This is a genomic window from Chloroflexus sp. (assembly GCF_034434295.1).
GTDB lineage: Bacteria > Chloroflexota > Chloroflexia > Chloroflexales > Chloroflexaceae > Chloroflexus.
In genome coordinates, this window is the sequence record NZ_DAOTZQ010000032.1 from 1 (window position 1) to 19,191 (window position 19,191).

At 54.9% G+C, this 19,191-nt stretch carries 15 protein-coding genes, 1 tRNA gene and 1 pseudogene; 9 read left to right on the plus strand and 8 right to left on the minus strand.

All coding sequences use genetic code 11. From position 1 onward, the window contains the following. The 3 genes and pseudogenes from VAE57_RS04885 to VAE57_RS04895 all read left to right on the plus strand — a co-directional run. Window positions 1-479 (plus strand): annotated as a pseudogene (locus VAE57_RS04885) (hypothetical protein); the annotation flags it as partial. Between the two features lie 526 nt (window positions 480-1,005). Then, a complete protein-coding gene (locus tag VAE57_RS04890) occupies window positions 1,006-1,488 on the plus strand; it encodes a hypothetical protein (protein ID WP_322820777.1) in 483 nt (160 codons plus the stop codon). Between the two features lie 17 nt (window positions 1,489-1,505). Then, window positions 1,506-2,312: a lysophospholipid acyltransferase family protein gene (locus VAE57_RS04895; RefSeq protein WP_322820778.1), complete on the plus strand. Its 807-nt coding sequence runs from the start codon at window positions 1,506-1,508 to the stop codon at window positions 2,310-2,312. Here the strand turns inward: VAE57_RS04895 and VAE57_RS04900 are convergent. Beyond that, complete coding sequence (locus tag VAE57_RS04900) at window positions 2,233-3,090, minus strand: carotenoid biosynthesis protein (RefSeq protein WP_322820779.1); 858 nt, start codon at window positions 3,088-3,090, stop codon at window positions 2,233-2,235. The genes VAE57_RS04895 and VAE57_RS04900 overlap by 80 nt on opposite strands. A gap of 1,084 nt (window positions 3,091-4,174) precedes the next feature. Here VAE57_RS04900 and VAE57_RS04905 point away from each other — a divergent pair. Continuing rightward, window positions 4,175-4,594 carry a response regulator gene (locus VAE57_RS04905; protein WP_322820780.1) on the plus strand — a complete coding sequence of 140 codons (420 nt, stop codon included), beginning with the start codon at window positions 4,175-4,177 and terminating at the stop codon, window positions 4,592-4,594. An 82-nt stretch (window positions 4,595-4,676) separates the two neighbouring features. Here the strand turns inward: VAE57_RS04905 and VAE57_RS04910 are convergent, their stop codons facing one another. Both VAE57_RS04910 and asd read right to left on the minus strand, forming a co-directional pair. Continuing rightward, window positions 4,677-5,729: a hypothetical protein gene (locus VAE57_RS04910; protein WP_322820781.1), complete on the minus strand. Its 1,053-nt coding sequence runs from the start codon at window positions 5,727-5,729 to the stop codon at window positions 4,677-4,679. After that, complete coding sequence (gene asd, locus VAE57_RS04915; RefSeq protein ID WP_322820782.1) at window positions 5,726-6,775, minus strand: aspartate-semialdehyde dehydrogenase; 1,050 nt, start codon at window positions 6,773-6,775, stop codon at window positions 5,726-5,728. Before asd ends, VAE57_RS04910 begins: the two co-directional genes overlap by 4 nt. A gap of 275 nt (window positions 6,776-7,050) precedes the next feature. Between asd and VAE57_RS04920 the strand changes: the two genes are divergently transcribed. After that, window positions 7,051-7,434 (plus strand): hypothetical protein, encoded by a 384-nt coding sequence (locus tag VAE57_RS04920; RefSeq protein ID WP_322820783.1) that lies wholly within the window; start codon window positions 7,051-7,053, stop codon window positions 7,432-7,434. A 258-nt stretch (window positions 7,435-7,692) separates the two neighbouring features. Here the strand turns inward: VAE57_RS04920 and VAE57_RS04925 are convergent, their stop codons facing one another. Next, the gene (locus VAE57_RS04925) at window positions 7,693-8,448 is read right to left on the minus strand and encodes an expansin EXLX1 family cellulose-binding protein (RefSeq protein WP_322820784.1); all 756 of its coding nucleotides are present in this window, start codon (window positions 8,446-8,448) and stop codon (window positions 7,693-7,695) included. A gap of 149 nt (window positions 8,449-8,597) precedes the next feature. Further along, window positions 8,598-10,409: an oligoendopeptidase F gene (pepF, locus tag VAE57_RS04930; RefSeq protein ID WP_322820785.1), complete on the minus strand. Its 1,812-nt coding sequence runs from the start codon at window positions 10,407-10,409 to the stop codon at window positions 8,598-8,600. A gap of 357 nt (window positions 10,410-10,766) precedes the next feature. On the opposite strand from pepF, the gene VAE57_RS04935 reads away from it, so the two are divergent. After that, window positions 10,767-11,495 carry a potassium channel family protein gene (locus tag VAE57_RS04935; protein WP_322820786.1) on the plus strand — a complete coding sequence of 243 codons (729 nt, stop codon included), beginning with the start codon at window positions 10,767-10,769 and terminating at the stop codon, window positions 11,493-11,495. A 5-nt stretch (window positions 11,496-11,500) separates the two neighbouring features. On the opposite strand, the gene VAE57_RS04940 is transcribed toward VAE57_RS04935, so the two are convergent. Continuing rightward, window positions 11,501-11,576 (minus strand) — tRNA-Arg (locus VAE57_RS04940). 62 nt (window positions 11,577-11,638) lie between these two features. Beyond that, window positions 11,639-12,733, minus strand: coding sequence for an NAD(P)-binding domain-containing protein (locus tag VAE57_RS04945; protein ID WP_322820787.1), 1,095 nt, complete (start codon window positions 12,731-12,733; stop codon window positions 11,639-11,641). Window positions 12,734-13,072: 339 nt separating this feature from the next. Here VAE57_RS04945 and VAE57_RS04950 point away from each other — a divergent pair, with 339 nt between their 5' ends. Beyond that, window positions 13,073-13,621 (plus strand): AAA-associated domain-containing protein, encoded by a 549-nt coding sequence (locus VAE57_RS04950; protein ID WP_322820788.1) that lies wholly within the window; start codon window positions 13,073-13,075, stop codon window positions 13,619-13,621. A gap of 2,419 nt (window positions 13,622-16,040) precedes the next feature. Here the strand turns inward: VAE57_RS04950 and VAE57_RS04955 are convergent. After that, window positions 16,041-17,300: an MFS transporter gene (locus tag VAE57_RS04955; protein WP_322820789.1), complete on the minus strand. Its 1,260-nt coding sequence runs from the start codon at window positions 17,298-17,300 to the stop codon at window positions 16,041-16,043. A gap of 361 nt (window positions 17,301-17,661) precedes the next feature. On the opposite strand from VAE57_RS04955, the gene VAE57_RS04960 reads away from it, so the two are divergent. Then, entirely contained in the window at window positions 17,662-18,843 is a 1,182-nt protein-coding gene (locus tag VAE57_RS04960) for an MBL fold metallo-hydrolase (protein ID WP_322820790.1), read from the plus strand. 78 nt (window positions 18,844-18,921) lie between these two features. Next, window positions 18,922-19,170: a sulfurtransferase TusA family protein gene (locus VAE57_RS04965; protein WP_322820791.1), complete on the plus strand. Its 249-nt coding sequence runs from the start codon at window positions 18,922-18,924 to the stop codon at window positions 19,168-19,170. The last annotated feature ends 21 nt before the right edge of the window (window positions 19,171-19,191 follow it).

The following is a 19,191-nucleotide window of genomic DNA, read 5'->3' on the forward strand; positions in this document are numbered from 1 at the left end:
ATGGTTCTCTGCGCCTGGACATTCCAGCCGCTGCGACCATCACCGACCTGGCCGGTAATGCCGTCGGCGGGCTGCCGTTCACCGGCGGCGAGAGCTATACGGTGGATCGTAACCTTCTGACCGTTACCATTAACCAGGCTCCTGCGCAAACCGATCCGGCCATCGGCAGCCCAATCCGCTTCATCGTGATCTTCAGTAAACCGATCAACCAAACCACCTTCACCACCAGCGATATTACGCTCAGTGGTAGTGTACCCGGCACACTAACCGTCACTATCACTGAGATTGCGCCAAACAACGGTACCACCTTTGAGGTGGTGGTAAGTGGGATGACCGGCAATGGTACGGTCATCGCCAGTATCCCCGCAAATGCCGTGCAAGACCTGGATGGAAACGGGAATACAGCCAGTACCAGTACTGACAATGAGGTGACCTACCAGCCCGAAATTCGTATCTACGTGCCGGTGATTATGCGGTAGGACTGTTGCATCATTGCTCCCTGACCCCTCCCTTCTCCAGTCTTGCCGGAGAGGCGAGGGGTCAGGCCATTGCGCAGCAGGGTATTCGTTACAATAACCCAGGTTGCCACCTACCCTGTGGGCAGGCCACGTGAGACTGGCTGCAATGATAAACAGCACGAGGCTGCGCACAACACCGCGAAGCGTAACCGTATGAACCATGTGGGTAGCAACCCGTTCACATAGCTGCGCTACTTCGTGCCCTGAGATAGCAACTCAGATTATGCCCATCCTCTATGTCCTCTGTGCCTCTGTGGTGATGAAGGTAGCAACTTGGGTTACAATAAAACCATAACCCGTACTTGGGCACACATTTGTCACCTGCAAGCTACCTGCTTAATAGCCACTTCTTACTAGCGCGATCCTGTGATCCGCACTCCCAGAGCAATTACATGACCCTGATCTGTGAGACTTGAAAACCTGCCAGTTGTGATACCTGTGATACCATGGAATAGTAGAAAATCGTAGAGAACAGACAGGTAGTGATATGCATGACGGGTATCTGTTTACACTGGGGATTTGTGGTAGCGCCGAAGAGGATGATCCGGCGCCGGCAATGTTGAACAGTTTGCTGGCCGCACTACCGCCAGTCAAACGAGCTGCGTTTCTAGGGACAATCCCATCAGATCACCCTGATCAGCTTATTGCAGAGATAATCACCGACATGCGTGACGCCGAGTTGATCGTGATCGTAACTCCGGCTACCACACCACAACTCCCAGACCGCCTCAACAACCTCTTGCGTGCAGCTTATGCTGCCGAGGTTGGTGGTCGCTTTGCCGCGCTGATCGCCGTCGGCCCGTATGCGGCTGCTGTGTTACCTGCATTGCAAGCTGCGGCAGCCACGTGTGGCTTGCGGATAGCCAGCACCTGCGCTGCCAACATTGACGATGAACTACCCCTGGCCGATATACAGGCGGCTTACACCACTGCTCGCGCCGTTCTCGCCCCTCGCGCACTACCACACTGAAAAAGCATATGCAGGCTATGGTAACCCCGCGCATTCCGGCAAACAAAATCTGGATCGCCGATGAGGCTATCTACTACCTGCTCGCACGCCCGGCGCTCAAACGGAGCTTCGATCACGTCTGGTTTGCCCAATACGGCCCGCGACCCGATCCACGTCACGGCCCGTACATCTTCTACCTCAACCATTCGGCCTGGTGGGATGGGTACATGATGATGTTGCTCCATCGCGCCATCATGCACCGTGCGTTTGACAGTTATGTCATGATGGAAGAGCGACAACTACGTGCTTACCGCTTCTTCACCTGGTGCGGTGCATTTTCTATTGAACGACGAGATCCGGATGATGCGCAACGAGCACAGCGCTACGCGGCGAATCTGTTGCGCGAACGACGTGACCGGGCACTCTATATCTTTCCGCAGGGTCGGATTCAGGCAAACGACTATCGGCCACTTACCGTTTATCCCGGTATTGCCCGCATTGCCGCTCTGGTCGGCGATGTAACCCTCTGCCCGATTGCCCTACGCTACGAATTTCTGGGTCAGCAATGGCCACACGCTTTCGTCCAGATTGGCCCTGCCCATCCACCAGCCAGTCGCGATGATATTGAAGCAATCCGGCATGATGTGGCAATGCGCCTGACGGATGCGGTTGACCGATTACGTACTGATGTGATCGAGCAGCGGCTCGGTCGCTTTCAGCCGCTGCTCAGTGGACGCTGGGGCATTGACCGTACATGGGACGCAGTCAGGGGTTGGTTTCGGCGACGCGGCGGAGACGACGGGCCAGCCGCGGCAGCAGCCAATCGCCTGCGAGCACGATCATGATCAAACCACCAATCAGAGCGGGCAAGACCTGACCACGGGCAAGATTGACTACGACAAACATCGTCAGATTAGTCAGGTAGAGTATCGGTGGTAGCCAGATCATAAACGGCTGTGGTGTATGGCCACGACGAGCGGCTGATCGGCGCTGATGGAGCAACACCCACGACAGGATCAGACTCGTCACCCACCACGCGATAAAGTTGGAAGCCGGAATGCCGTAGTAGAATCCACCCTCTGCGCTTGACCAGACCCAGTAACGGTTGATATAAACGGCAAACGGCTCAATAGTTACGTCAAGTAACAACGCAAATGATGCCGCTGTCAGCACGCGAGTCGGATGAAGCTGATGATCATTGACCGGCTTACCATCGCGATGGCCGATGCGCTCGGCGACACCCACTGCTGCAACCACGATCAAGAGCCAGGCAAACGGGATTGCCAGCGGCACAACGCCAAAAATTTGTGGTTGCAGTACATCGGTATACGAATAGCTACCGAAAGGAAAACCTGTGGTTGCCCCCACATGCTCAACCGCCCAGGACACGAACAGAATCAGAGCGGCAGCAATTGCCCCCCACCACCGATAACGAACCGTCAACCAAAACCCCATGAGCGTGCCTTGCAAGATAAGCAGCGCTCCTCCCATCCACGTGCCCCACACCGGCACCTTATCAAGCGCCACCAACACGATTGCGAAAGGATAAATGAAGAGGTAGACAACCAAGAGCGTGACAACAGCACGACGCAAATTCTGTAGTATAGATTGATCGGAAAACATAAAGTAGTATATCCCTGACAAATGGGTCATACCATTCGGTAGCCCCTATAGTTGATTATAGATTCGCTTTCATGGCCTGTCAAAGCCATGGCGTTATATTGAAATCTGACGGTGAAGACAGCGACTAATCAGTAGACCAGAGCATGAGATTGGTAGAGTCGCGGTCATATCGCTGGATCACAGCGCTAACGTTAGCAGGCTATTGAAAATGAGAATTTGCTTAATACCTTTTCCGCGTAATTGACGGGCAGATACCCGGTACAACGCGTAGCCCCAAGCACACTAACGCATGACCCCTCACCTGCTGCACATACTACGTAATATCAAACCCTCATTGATACTACTGATAATCGCTGTTCATCAGTCCAATGATGACGGTTGCCTCTTTTCGATGGATTAACTTCCAGCCCACACTCGTCCATCACCTGTACCACCGTCACGGGATGAGAGCGAAAGGAAGCTGATGGACAGGCTGGACGTTTGCGCTACGAGTGGTACACATTTATATGACACAACGAAGTATTACCATGACACAGGTTTACGAGATACGTTCGACAAACCCACAAACCAGAACCTATTTCAAAAAACATCTGGTAGAAGTTAGCACATTCACTCCTGACCAGCTCTATGAACGTAACGAGTACATCCAGCCTCCCCGTAACCAGTAGGGTCAACGGCGTGCCACGCACCGGATCATGAGCACGGCTGCGGCGGCAGCGTGGCTGCCGTACTCCAAACGCTGCGACACGCGCATGACGAGCGGGCAAGGCAACCCATCCAGCGCGTGATGGCACGACTGGAGCTGCTTTCTGCCAACAGGCCAGGAGCAGGATAAACAGTCTATAGTGATTGGACGACAATCTGGTAGCACGATAACATAACTTTTGTGAAATAAGTTCTACTTGTGAATTTTCTGCTTCATTCCTCATCCTGAACAGCTATTTCTTGACAAAACTGTTATTGTGTTTGGGTACCATTTGTGCTAAACTGAATTTAGGAGAAAAGTACTATTGTCACCGGCGCCACCTCTCAACTCAACTGACAACCTTTGCAACGGCGCAGGGTAGGGGTCAGGGGGTGTCTCATGGTTAACACAAATGGTCATCCGGTGCGGATTCTCCTCGTTGAGGATGATAATAATATCGGGCGGATTATTGAACTGGCAATGCGCAGCATTAATACGCCCTACGAGTTTGAGTCGGTTCTCAGTGCAGAAGAAGCGCTCGAACGCTGGGAAGCGCAGCCATTCGACTTGCTAATCAGCGATTACAATCTGCGGGGTATGAATGGTGTGCGATTGGTCAAGACGTTGCGTGAACGGGGCTATTATCCGGCAACTCTCATGGTTACCGCCTACGATTCAGCAGAAGTTCGCCAGGCGGTGAAAGAAGCAGCTATTGATAGCTATATGACCAAGCCCTTCTTTATCGACGAACTGATCGAAAATATTAAGCAACTTCTGCCGGCCAATCAACAAATGCGAGAACGGATCATTAACGGTTAGTCTCAGTCACCGACTATCTGCAACCCTGCACAAGGCTCAACAGCTCTCATTGGGGCAACCCTGGAGGTTGCCCCGTAGCATCTTAATCCAGCAGAGCAGGTGTCCGATGGAGTGGCAGCAGTCCGGCTGCCTGTTGTTCAGGAGAGGGTAACGCAGACTCAGCCGGTTTATCCGAAGCGGCCATCAAGAGAGTACCCTGCGCCTGTAGCCGTCGTCCCAGCGTAAACAGCTCATTACTCAACGTCAACCGTCCATCTGCCATACGCGCCGCGGTCGAGACCAGTTCAGCCCGTCGAAACTGGGTAAACGGTGTAGGATTACCGGCACCAATCTGCTCGATCAATTGCTGGCGTAATGCCTGCAACTCAACAGGCACCTGCTGGGCTGCGATCAGCAATTCGAGCAGCGTTGGTGACAGACCGGCCGCTAATTGCACTTCAATTGCTGGTAGATCGAACACATCAACTGTTGCGAAGAGGGCCATCGCCACAGTGTAATCTTGATTGTCAAGCGTGATCGCGTGCCAATCGCGGCGACACAAAGTGATGTAGTATTGACGAAATATCGTGCGATCAAACCGATCCCCTAACAGATCCGTTGCTACGATCAGGGCCGCTTCAGCTCGCGCATCATCAATCGCCCCGTCAGAACGTCCGCGCGGCCCCAGTAAGGTCTTATCAATATCGATTAACACCGCTGTCTGCGCCCACGACACGCCACGAGACGTCAACGTAGCTGCCCACTCATGCACAAGCGCCCAACGGGTCGCCGTTGCCACCACGCCCTCCCAATCGAGCGTTGCCGGAGCCACCGGGCGATCAACACCAATGAAGCCATACACATCAACCTCAGCAAGCGCCTGGAGGTGTAGAGTCAAAAGTCGATCATTCTCGGTATCCCCGATCACGACAACGTGGGTAAGCGGCGGCCCATTCCGCAACGCCTGGGCAGCACGTGCCAGGGCCAGAATGACCCGTGCATACGCCGTATCACGCTTCCGCGGCGTTGCACTGGCCGGTAAGCCGAGGATCGTGCGCAGTGCTGGCAAACCAGGTAAGCTGGCATCGCAAGGTTGTAAATCGCGATAAATGACGCGATCATCGGTCAGATCAGCAATCGTTGCCCAGGCACTCATGCCAGCCACCCCTGTGCGTGCATCAACTCGGCATTGAGAATGGAGGCACCGGCAGCGCCACGAATTGTATTGTGACTCAGTGCAATCAGCTTGATATCAAACAATGAGCATGGACGGATGCGACCCACAACCGTTGCCATACCACGTCCGGCATCGCGATCACGACGTGGCTGGGGACGATCTGGCTCGTGACGCACAATAATCGGTTGCTCTGGTGCGGTGGGCAGACGCAATTCCTGGGGTAGACCACGGAAATTACTCAGCACCGTCGCAATCTCTGCCGGATCAGCTTTGCGCTCCAGCTCAATCGAGAGACAGACCAGATGTCCCTCTAACACCGGTACCCGATTGCAATGGGCTGAGGTCGTGAACCCAGCCGGCACAACTGTCTCCCCCTCTAACCGACCGAGCATCTTTTGAGGTTCAATTTCCAGTTTTGGCTCTTCCCCACCGATATAGGGGATGACATTGTCAACCACATCGTAGCTGGGCACACCCGGATAGCCCGCACCAGAGAGAGCCTGCATACTTACCAACAGCATCCGCCGCACTCCAAATGTATCAAGCAGTGGGCGTAAGACCATCGTTGCCGGCGTGGACGTACAGTTAGGATTGGTTACAATCGCCCCTGACCAGCCACGGCGCCGGCGCTGGACCGGGATCAGGGCCAGATGATCGGGATTCACTTCAGGAATAATCAGAGGTACATCAGGCTCCATGCGATGATTCGAAGCATTGGAGCAGACAATATGCCCGGCTGCTGCCAGACGCTGTTCAATCGGGCCGGCGACTGTGCTGGGGAGCGCAGAAAAGACGAGCTGAGCCGGTAGATCGGCATCGGCATCGAGCACGGTGAGATTGGCGACGGCTGGAGGCATGGGGGTGTCGAGGACCCATCGGCACACTTCGTGATATTTCTTCCCTGCACTGCGCTCGCTACCGGTCAATGCAACAACCTGAAACAATGGATGTCCTTCGAGTAATTGAATAAAGCGCTGGCCCACTGCACCGGTGGCACCAAGCACTGCAACCGGAATTGTTGCCATCTGTAACCTCCTGGCGATAGCACTTTGTCAACCCACATTATACCCGCTTCTGAACAGTTGCATACACAACAAAATCTGTTGTAATTTGCTCACCAAAGTTATGAAAAAAAGTCGGCAAAGGTATGGCATTTTACTAAACGATGATGTATAATTTCCGTGATACCTGAAACATTTTTCATTTTTGCCCCGTTTCATGCTCCTCCCACGACGCAGGAGTCGTTCGTCAGGTAGTGTAGTACGTGATCATTGTCGATCACAAAGGAGGGAGCAGCACTATGATCGACCCACTCGTCCAACGCTTGCTCGAACAGGTGCTCGACACACCAGCCAAGTTGCACATGCTCCTGATGTTCCACGAGCATCCACGCTGTGAATTGACCGCAGCCGCAATTGCCGAGCGGCTCTTCCGTGATATTTGGAGCGTAGAGCAGGCTCTTGAAGACCTGACCGCTGCCGGATTCCTCTCAGTAGCACAGGTCACAGGTGGTCCACCCGTGTATCGCTACACACCGCCGCCGGAATGGCATGAAGCGATTCGGCGTCTTGTCCGTAGTTACAATGATCCTATCGAGCGTGATATGATTCAGCGTACCATTCGTGATCTGTCTGTATATGCTTCATTCCGGCGTAGCGAGCTAGAACGGTTTGAGTTTGTCTGAAAGCCTGACAGGGGCGGTTCATGCGTCCCCCGCCCCTCTGCCTGAATGGGAATGCAGGGCCAGGTACATTCCGGTTTGACCAGAGCTTTGCCCAGATACACGTTGGACCGTGACACTATTCACATCCGACAAATGATGAAAATAGAACAACACCTTTTACCAATCAGGTAAAGGTGTTGTTCTTATCTGCATTCCCATACGGCATATTGTGTCTCCATCTGTCAGCATTAAGATGGATGCTCAAGCTTAGTCAGTAACCTACGGCCCGTAGGGAAACTGACCCGTCCCGCTTACCAGTTCACCTGGCGAATTACTGCTGTTTGATAGCGTCGTAAACTGTACCGTCTCGACCAGTACGTTACCGTAGATGTCAGTTATACGCAGGGTAAAGGGGCCGAGTTCACCATTTGCACACTGACACTGCCTGATGAAATAGTTGTATGTAGTTCGGTTCAATTGTACCCATTGCCCCTGGGGTGTACGATATTCCATGCGGGCAATCGGATTACGATGATGACGAACCTGAAATGCCAGCCACCACGGATTACTGCCATCCTTAAGCTGAAATTGCACCGGCCCGCTAAGTGGCGGGCTGATCACTCGCCAGGTAATCGGAACTCTCCCCCAGGCGCGTGGGGCAATGCGATCAAAGGCTTCGGGGCTGAGATCGAGATGGTTTTGCCCACAACCGGGATTGTCCGGGCACATATCAACAATCCGTACCACGACACTGCCTTGCGGCCCGAAGACCTCAACATACGCACCGCAATAATCGGCATTTCCGTAATTGAGATAGCTGATCGCAGCAACCATCTGATCGCCAGGAATGGGGTCAAAGAGACAACTGCCACTACCGTCGGCTTCGAGATAGAAGGTAGCTTCACCGCTCAGTAGTGGATTTTGGGCCGGACGTACCACTAATGGCAGATGAACACGATACGGCGGTTGGGTGAAGACTGGTTTGGCAGTAAACCAGAAGATACCTGACAGGCAGATCACAAGAGCGAGTCGCACAGACGTTCCGGCCAACCAATGCATGCAGAACCTCTTTCAACCCCTCCCATTACAAGCGTGCTGACGAGCATCGGATAGAAGTCACCATCTACCGCAGAGACAAAGCCATGCTTCGCCTCTGCGGGTTGGCTACCTCTTCACGTGTCAGTTTAGTCAGCACTCGCCACCAGTTGCTCTAACCGATCAACATACGAAGCCATTACGGCAAAGGTGCGTTCAACCGGTTCGGGGGAAGCCAGATCAACACCAGCCCGCCGTAAAATATCGAGCGGGAAGCGCGAGCCACCGGCTTTCAAAAACTCGTTGATGTAACGCTCGGCAGCTCCAGCCTCGCCAGCAATAATCGGCTCAGCCAGTGCGTGAGCACCGGCGATGCCGGTTGCATACTGGTAAACGTAGAAATTCGCGTACAAATGGGTTGAGAATTGGGCCCAGGTATTCCCAACCCGCGCCCGGTCAACGACTACCCCGGTACCATAGCCCTCGGCAAAGAGATCGGCCATCAGGTCGTTAAAGATGGTAGCTGTCAAGGGTTGACCACGTTCGGCACGCTGATGGATTGCCAGCTCGAAGCGTGCCAGCGTTGGCATGATGAAGAAGTAGCGATGAAAATTGGACATGGCCTCTTCGATAATGGCAATTTGCGCATTACGGTCAGTTAAAGTCTTGAAGAGATAATCACGCACCAGTGCCTGATTGAAGTTTGAAGCAACTTCAGCCAGAAAGAGGCCATAATTTGTGTAGATCACGGGCTGGGTACGTCGGGTATAGTACGAATGCATCGAATGGCCTAATTCGTGGGCCAGGGTACTGAGACCAAAGATGTCATCGTTGTACGACATCATGATAAACGGGTGAGTGCCGGGCGCACCCGTCGAGAAGGCGCCGGCCCGCTTGCCACGATTTGGGTAGACATCGACCCAACGCTGTTCACGCAGACCACGCCGCATAATCTGGACGTATTCCTGCCCCAGTGGTGCCATACCCTCGCAGATCCAATCGACGGCCTGCTCGTAGGGCACAACCAGCGGTGTTGCCAGGGGAGCTTTGGTATCGTAGACGTGCAACTCATCAACCCCCAGCGCTGCCCGTCGGACTCGCCAGTAGCGGTGCCAGATCGGCAGATGGCGCTCGAAGGTCGCGATCAGGTTATGGAAGACTTCGAGTGGAATAAAATTCGGTTTCAAAGCAGCTTCCAGGGCTGAAGTGTAACGACGAGCGCGGGCGATGAAGACATTCTGCTTCACCCCGGCAGCCAGACACTGCGCCATCGTATTTTCAACCGCAATGTGGGCATCAGCATAGCCCTCCCAGGCATTCTTGCGGAGTGTACGATCTGGATGCGTAATCAATGCGTTGATCGTGCCCTGAGTGATTTCGTGGGCTTCCCCATTGCTATCGTATGCCGGTGGAAAACGCAACTCGGCATTGGCTAATACGCCGTGTACGGCACTGGCGGCAGCGAAGGGATCACGCACCTGTCCCAGCAACTCTTCAACCTCGGCTGAACGAATGTGCGCTGCCCGCGCAATCAGACGCTCGAAATAGTGGTAGTAGGTGGTCAGATGCTCATCACGCTCGGCCCACGCCAGCAATTGATCACCGCCGATGGCCAGTAACTCCGGTTCACCAAAAGCCAGTGCTGCACTGGCACGTGCCTGCAAACCAATTGCCCGATCACGCATCGCACTCGCTTCACGGTCGTTGGTGTCAACGGTATAGAACATGGTAGCGAATACCGTAATCTGACCAACATTACGCAGGATGTCCTCACTCAGCGCCAGGAACTCACCAATCACCTGCGGCCCTTCCTGAAGGCGACCGCGAAACTGAGCAGCACTGGCGATCATGGCATCGGTCTCGGCGATGGCCGCTTCCCACGCCGCCTGTGACGGAAAAATGCTGTACGGATCCCACTTGTACTGATCGGGGATTGCACTACGTTCTTTCACTGTCTGCATAGTCATTGTCCCTTCGATACGATAGCGGTTCGCAGGTATTATACTCTCCCAACGACAAACCGTATCTGTAGTATGGCCGATGGTGCCCGCAGCAACATATCAGCACGGGAAACACACCTTCAGATCACAACTATTTCAAATATCCTCTACGGCGTTCGATGCAAGAGACAGCATGACAAAGCCATCTGCACGTTGTTCATCCAGACAGGAGAACTCGTTTCAAAACCGGGCATCGGCGGACAAACGAGCGCCTGGAAATGAGCAGACTACATCCTTGCCTGAAAGCCAAAAGTTGTTTATCGTTACAGTGTCTCCATCATTATCATTATCATTATCATTATTACCAAGGAGGTGACAATGTCATCGGAACAACGTGCCAACCTCTTGCATCGATTCGAGCAGATCAGCGAACTGCCGATGCTCTTGCTGTCATTCGGCTTCCTGATCATCTTCCTCCTGATTGAGAGCAACGCATTTGAAGCAACGATTACCCTGGTTCTTGATGGGCTGCTCTGGCTGATATGGGGAATATTCCTGGCTGAACTGGTGACAAAACTCTATCTGGCACCTGATCGTCTGCACTATCTACGTTCACATTGGTTTGAAGTCATCATCATCTCCTTACCGTTTCTTCGCCCCCTGCGTCTGCTGTGGCTACCCATCGTGCTCGCTCGTCTCTGGAAACAATCGCAGCGTGCTCTGCGGCGCAAGATGCCAGCATTCATCGGGGTAAGTAGCCTGGTTATGGTGTTGTTTACCGCGACTCTGATGTTCATCGCCGAGCGAGGTTCCAATGGCCCGATCACATCGTTCGCCGATGCCATCTGGTGGGCACTGGCCACCATCACAACAGTCGGCTATGGGGATACCTATCCGGTGACCGCATTGGGACGGGGAATTGCCACATTTCTGATGATCGCGGGGATTGCACTCTTCGGGCTACTAACAGCTAACGTAGCGGCCTTCTTTGTTGAAGAAGATAAGGTTGATCGCAGTCAGGCCGATATAGCAATGATTAACGAGCGTCTTGCCCGGATTGAGCAATTGTTGGCGGAGATAGTTCAGCGAGAGGCACGTGAGCGATAACAGTATGGCGGGGCTGGCGCGACTCGAACGCGCAACCATCGACTTAGAAGGTCGGTGCTCTATCCATTGAGCTACAGCCCCGTATGCCCATACTATACTGCAAACCGGGCAATTCTGGCAAGATCGATCCGGCAGTAGAATGCTTAGTTCGCCGCAATCTGCTCAAAACTCAATTGATAATTTCGGGTTGCCACATCACCTAACCGTGACGGCCAGCGCCCGGTTAGGGCCTGAGTGATCTTGCCGGCGTGCTCGTGGGAGTTCTCAATGAATAGCGTGTAGCGCTGCTGAATCCCGGCGGCAACGGTACCGGCCAGATACAAACCCGGCACGTTCGTCTCCATCGTTGACGGATTGTAGAGCGGAACTCGATTCGGCCCTTGCAAGACCACGCCAGCCTGTTCGAGCAAACGCTGATCACCACGAAAGCCGGTTGCCAGCAACACAAAATCGGTCAGGTGGTAAAAATGATCGGTTGTTGGTTGACCCTCTTCGTCAGTATGTGCCAGCAGCACACCGCCGTTATCGATAGCAACAGGTGTTGTGCGTGCGAAAAACCGTATTGTCCCTGCCTCAACCTGCGCCAGAAAATCGGGCAATAACCAGTGCTTCACGCGCTGCGCATCAAGCTGTGATCGGCGATACGCCAACGTCACCTGAACACCGGCACGCCAGCAACGCAGTGCCGCCTCGACCGCCGAATTCTTGCCTCCAACGATCAGCAACCGACGCCGAAAGTAGTCGTGTGGATCGCGAAAATAGTGACTGACGTGCGGTAAATCCTCACCGGGAATATTGAGCCGGTGTGGGTAATGCATATCCCCGATAGCCAGTACCACACGCCGGGCACGGTAACGACGCTCACCGCTGTGCGGTCGGGTAATCAGCGTAAAACCCGCGTGGTCGGGGATCAGATCGCTTACCGGTTCGTAACTCTGGATATGCAGATCGAACAGCTCGACGACCGACCGCAAATACGCGAGGTACTCTTCGCCGGTAATCCGTTGTTGATGATTGTTCGGAATCGGTACCCCGGCAATTGCCAGTCGTTCGGTCGTACTGAAGAAACTGGTATTGCGCGGCCACCACGTCATCGTATAACCAATCTGATGCGCATCGAACTGAATATAATCAACCCCAGCCTGTTTGAGACAGACCGCTACTTCGAGACCAATCGGGCCGGCACCAATGATTGCCACGTCGTGCTCAGCCGTAAGCGGTAATTCTTCGTATCGCATGAACTCTTTCCTCCGTTGACGATCTGAATTGTTCCATGTGTATCATACCCGGAAACAGGTACAACCATCTCAACTTCAATGAGCGTACAGGACGGACGGTAGAACATCCTGGATGATTGACCGACAGGCAATGACCAGGATGTTCGCCGTAACGAATACCCCTCCTTCGCTACCACTACTGAACGGAGCCACTTACCCCGCCATGACAATCCGCACAGGCTGCCAGGATTCCAGCTCATACGAACATGTGTTAAAAATCCCTATTGACACAAACGTTCGAGTGTGATATGGTAGAAGCGTAGTACGAGTTAGTACGTGCAAGGAAGAGGAGGGACCTCGATGCTGACCACAGCAGATATTCCACAGGCCGATGTACTTTGGGATGTAGCGCGTGTCGCCGAAGCAATCGCTCGCGGGCGGATGACGGCTGAGGAGATTGGAGCCTATCTCGGCGCAAAAGGTCAGCGTCAAGGTCTTTACTACATGCAAGCCGCTCGCATCATCGGGTTGATTGAAATCAGCGAGCAAACCGAAACAGCCCAACTCACCAAGTTCGGACTTGCTTTCACCCGTTATAACCGTGCCGATCAGCGCTCCGCACTACGTCGCCAGCTCCTGCGCTACGAGCCAACCCGTTCCGTCATTGCCGCCCTCCGTAACGCCCCCGAAGGTCTGAGCCGCAACGATGTTGCCCGTATCCTGCAACAACTGGCTCCCCTGGCCGAGTCAACTGCCCAACGACGCGCTTCCACCGTCACCGCATGGCTTACCGAGATCGGGCTTGCCGATTGGCGTGATGACCGGCTGTACTACTGTGGGCCATCGTTACCATTACCCTTACCGGCAACCCCACACAATTCAGCATCATTTGCGCCGGGTGTGGGATGAACCGGCATGGAAGACGGACAATACCTCATCTGCTAGCACAGGAAGCAGAGTACGATCCCAACATTGCACCCTGGCGGTATGACTGAGCATGAAATAAGGGGTATTAGCGCTCTGGTGCCTGCGTGGTATCACTACGGGGCTTGAGCAACAGGGGCCGTCGCGGTACAGATGCGAGAATCAGTGCTCGTGCACCTGCGTGGTATCACTGCGGGGGAAGGTACGTCTCTCAAGCTAATGTAGAACTTATTTCATACAAACTGTACTATCGTGATCCCAGTCTGTTGCTCAGGCGCATGAACGATTGCCAATCGCCAATGCAGCATAGCCTGCTCCCACAGCCGGTATGCAGGAGGCGGGCTAACGCCCATCTCCGGTGCCATCACGCCCTGGATGGGGTGCCTTGCCCGCTCGTCATGCGCGTATTGCGCGGTATGGAGTGTGGCAGCCATGCTGCCGCAGCAGCCGTGCTCCCGATCCGGGGCATGGCACGCCATTGACTCTGCTTACAGGGGTGCTGGATGTGCAATCACGTTCATAGAGACTGTCAGGAGTGAATGAGCTAGCTTCTCGTAAATATTTCAGGAGTTACGCAGTTCTTGACTGATGATGTATACGTGAGCCAATGAACCATATCCTTGGTTGTCGTGCTCGGAGATACATCTGCTGTATTCCTGACTGATGATGGAGACATGAACCGATGAACACACCAACGTGAGACGAACTGGATTACAGCTACGTTCTCGTCACAGCGCAGCATGTGGTCAGCACTACCGCAGCAGTACGCTGCCATCCGGGTGCCACCACGAATGGTTCGGCGCACGATGCCTCCACGAGGCTGCGGCACAGGTGTCGTGCGGATGGCAACGCCGTGGAGGAAGCAGTGCAACCTTGTGTTTCGTTGACCACGTGCGTCCTGATTATCGGCGACACGACGCTGGACACGCCGTATCGCCGGGCCAGCGAGCTGGTCACGCACCAGTAGTCGGGGAACTATCAGCGGGTCGTCGTGGGCATCAATCTGATCAGCCTGCGGTAGGCCGATGGGAATCCTCACCTGCCCTGCGACGTCCGTATCGACGACAAAGCACACAACGGGGTGACCACCAATGACCACGTCCGGGCGATGGTAGAGGCGGCAGCGGCACGGGGCTGAGATCCTCGTGCCGCTGGGCGTCGACGGCTGGTATGCAGCCTGGAGCACCTGACGCTGGCACGCGCACTGCACTGGCAGTGGCTGACCCGCCTGAAAGCCACTCGCTTTGGGGATACCGATGGGTCGGGCAATCAGCCGATCAGAGACGTATCGTTTCCGGCTGCGGACGCGTTCGTGCATCCCAGTGGGTAGAAGCCGCCCGATACCGGTGGCGCAACGAAGCATACCATCGCGGTAGTACGCAGTTCTGCGGCATCGAGCACACCCGGCACCGCGCCGCATGCGTCCAGCGGAATCCTATTGGTCTGGCACTCCGTGACTTCCTCCGTCTGGAATATCACCGGTTGCGGAAAGACACGTCGTGGTTTGAGGCCAACGCCGCCATTGTCCTACGGACCTACCCGATCCAACCACGCTCTACTTAAATCGCAACTGCATAACTTCTGTATTTTTTGAAATAGGTTCTACAGTGCTGCTGTTCATCCATACAGCCCTCACGTATCGGATGGGACACCCGTTCAACCCAGGGCTGCCCATGCTGCATCGTTTGGCATGCGAAAGCTATGCTTCCGCACCGGCAGGCACTGGGCGCAGCGCGTACCCGTGCTGGTACGAGATCATGGCACAGGGGATGCATAAGCACGGGCGGGAAGCCCACCCCACGGGAGATTGCTGGTACAACGCCGACAACGCTGCACACCCCGTCGTACAGGGATTGGGCTGACCGCCAACGATTGAACGCCTCGGCGATGATACACCGTAGTGGTCAAGATGTGGTATCACGGATAGTCAAACAAGACGGACATGCTCTGCGTGCATATCGTCCTGTGATCCGCAGAGAAACCGCTGCAACCCGCACCTGATCGTGAGCAAGGCCGAATGCGGCAGCATGGCTGCCGCACTCTATACCACACGACACGGATACTTCTGGCGGGCGACTGTATCGTCGCCGAAACTGATCTCCCTGCGTGCGAAGCGGTAAAGCTGATTCGGCCTTCTGTGCTCAGGGATGGTGGCAGGATGATCGTCGGATCACGGGCCATAAACGCCAGCACACCAGATGTTCTGTCACGCCACCTGGCAACGTCGAAGAGATGGATCGCCATGCCCAGATCACTCTGGCACAACCTGGTGGGCTGATGCTCCGGGCCGAGCGACGAGCGAACCGTACATTGGGCGCGACAGTAACTACTCACCAGACCGTATCAGAAGAGATGCACCGGTGTGATCCGGAGACGCGTGTTCTCAGGCACGTATCTGAACTAATCACGCCACCTGCTCGGCCCGCACCGGCGCCGCCACCTGCCAGTGCAACATTGCCATGCCGATCAAGCCGACGATTGCCAGTAAGACAAAGATCATCCCGTAGCCGGTAAAGGTTGCCAGCACCCCGACCAGAACCGGCCCTGCCGCCGCTACCGGCGCTAATGCCAGATTCGCCACCCCAATGTAGGTCGTGCGTTCCGCAGGTGGGCTGAATGCAAAAACCAGTGTGAAGCCGGAGAGTTGATAACCGGCCTGAGCTGCACCGACCAGCGCAAAGATGATAAAGAACCACGTACTGACAGGGGCCAGCAATGCCAGCACTAATGCAGCCATACCCATGCCGGCTGACAGCACCAGCACCTGTTTGTGCCCCCAGCGATCTGCCAGCGCTCCCAGCCCGATATTGCCGACAGCCTGAGCGGCCAGCATCACGCCGGTGAACAAACCAATATCAGCCGCCGGCACGTGAAACCGCTCTAACGCAGCCGCCGTGAGAAAGCTATGGCCGGTCAAGCCGAAGGCAATCGCAGCCCGACAAACGAGGTAGCGGCGAAAGGCAACATCGCGGCGCAGTAATGGCCCCAGGCCACGCAAAAAGACGTGAAAGGGACGGGCCGGTATCGGCGCCTGGGCCGGCTCTACCGTTAGCGCCAGGAAGATGTATGAAACCACCATCGCAGCAAAGCAGATCAGGGCCAGTATTCCTGCACTCTGGGGAAAAGGCTGTTGCGCCAGAATTGCTGCGGCTAATGCACCACCACCAATCCCGAACAGACCACCCAGACCGGCCTGCAACCCAAAGAAGACTCCCCAGCGCTGCGCCGGAATGATACGGGCAATCAAATCTTGCCACGCGATTGAGGTTAGACCAGCACTCGTTGCGAAGATCGCGTATAAACTCAGCACAATCACCAACAAGACACTTGCCGGTAGATCGGGCATTGTCAGCAGAATAATGCCCAACGCCAGAAACGGTAGCCGTTCACCAATGGTCGCCATCAACACCCACGGTTTGCGGCGTGGCTGTGCGGCAACGAGCGGTGCGGTAAATAATCCCGGTAGCAACCAGCCGGCAAAAAAGATGGCCGGAATCAGTCCCTGCACCCAACGGGCATCGGTCAGGCGCTCGACAATTAACGGCAATACCGTAAAACGCGAGACCAGGCTAATCCCAAACGTAAAGGCACTCCCATCGAGAACATTTAACCAAAAGTTGCGCCGGGCATAGCGGGCTAATACCGCCTCTGACGACGAGGTCATAGTAGCGTTCCTTACCTTATCTCACCGCTGATCATTCAATTATGACAGCTTCTATCGTAGCGCTGTCGTACCGATCACGGATCGTCCACCCGACGGATCGTGTTGATTGCGTAGCAATCAGGGCAAAACCCTGTGAGGTCATCTATACAAAGTGGCGCTCCCTGACATGCTTTGTTGCTGATGTATCAATACCATCATCTGCCAGTACCCGACCATCATCGTATCAACCACCCCAACATCTACCCCCAATCCTTACCAAACCCTAACAAAACCCTCGTAAGACTCTAACGCTGGCGCGGTATGCTACAACTGAACAAAAAAGTATGTCGGTTCACGAAATTGACGAAAGGGTAAGTAAGCAATGACATTCACACCAGAACAATCGACGGTTACTGAAATTTCTCCCCGCGATCTGTATGCCCGCTTGCTGAGTGCGCAACCACTCTTTATCCTCGATGTGCGCAACGAAGAGGAGTTTAAGCGAATGCCGGTTGAGGGTCACGCAACGCTGCGCACACTCAATTTGCCATATTTTGATTTCATCGAGGATGAAGAGGCTGCGCTGGAGCGCCTGCCAAAAGATGTTGAAGAGTTCATTGTCATTTGTGCCAAGGGCGGCGCTTCCCAGTACGTTGCCGAGGTGCTGAACAATCATGGGTATCGTGCCGTATCGCTCAGCGAAGGCATGATCGGTTGGGGCAACTACTACGATGTCCGCGACGTGGTGAAGGCCGATTGGGGACGCATCGTTCAGATTGCCCGACCTGCCCGTGGCGATCTCAGCTTTGCCGTGATCAGCGATGGTCAGGCGGCACTGGTCGATCCACTGCGCCACATCCAGGTCTACCGTGAACTGATCGAGAACGCGGGCGCCCGTTTAACTGCTATTCTCGACACCCACGTCCACGCCGATCACATCAGCGGTGGCCCTGCGCTCAGCAAAGAGACCAGTGCTCCTTACTATATCCACCCCTACGACGCCATTCACCCCATCGACATGCTGCCGGCTGTGATCGCCTACGAGCCACTCCGCGACGGGCAAATCTTCCAGATCGGTCAGGTACGTATCACCACCATCTGGTATCCCGGCCACACCCTCGGTCAGGTGAACTTCCTCGCCGAGACGCCGGATGGCGGACGCTACCTCTTCACCGGCGACGGTATCTTCCTGCGCTCGTTTGGGCGCCCCGACCTCGGTGGTAAGGGTGAAGCCTGGACGCCCATTCTCTACCGCAGTATGTTCGAGTGGCTGCCACGGTATCTCACCGACGACACCATGATCCTGCCAGCTCACTTCAGCACCCTTGATGAGGACGCCGGTAATGGTATCTTCGCCGCACCGTTTGCTCAGGTTCGTGCGCAAAATGACAGCCTGCAACCGCGGTCGCTCGCAGAGTTTACCAGCTACGTCCTGAGCCACCTGCCGGTCTTCCCACCGGAATACGTGGAAATCAAGCGCGTCAACATTGGCCTGGTCGAAGCCTGCGATGGCAAAGCCAGCGAGCTTGAGCTAGGCAAGAATATCTGTGCATTGGCCGGGTAACGATTTACATATGAGCATTGGCGGCAGAGAACGCTACTGTCGCCGAATATACAGTACAATACAAGGAAGGAGAATCATATGCCACACTTCGATCAAACGCTTGATGTCAAAGGGGCAAAATGCCCGATGCCACTGGTGAAGAGCCGCAAAGCAATTACCGAACTGCCGGTAGGGCAGGTCCTGCAAGTCATCTCAACCGATCGCGGCTCGGTAGCCGACTTTCAGGGCTGGGCCAAGACGGCGAAGAACGTCGAGCTTATCGTCCAGGAGACGGTTCAGGAGAATGGTCAGGAGCTGTACGTCCACTACCTGCGCCGCACCGCCTGACCTTAGATTCGGTTGCGCTGG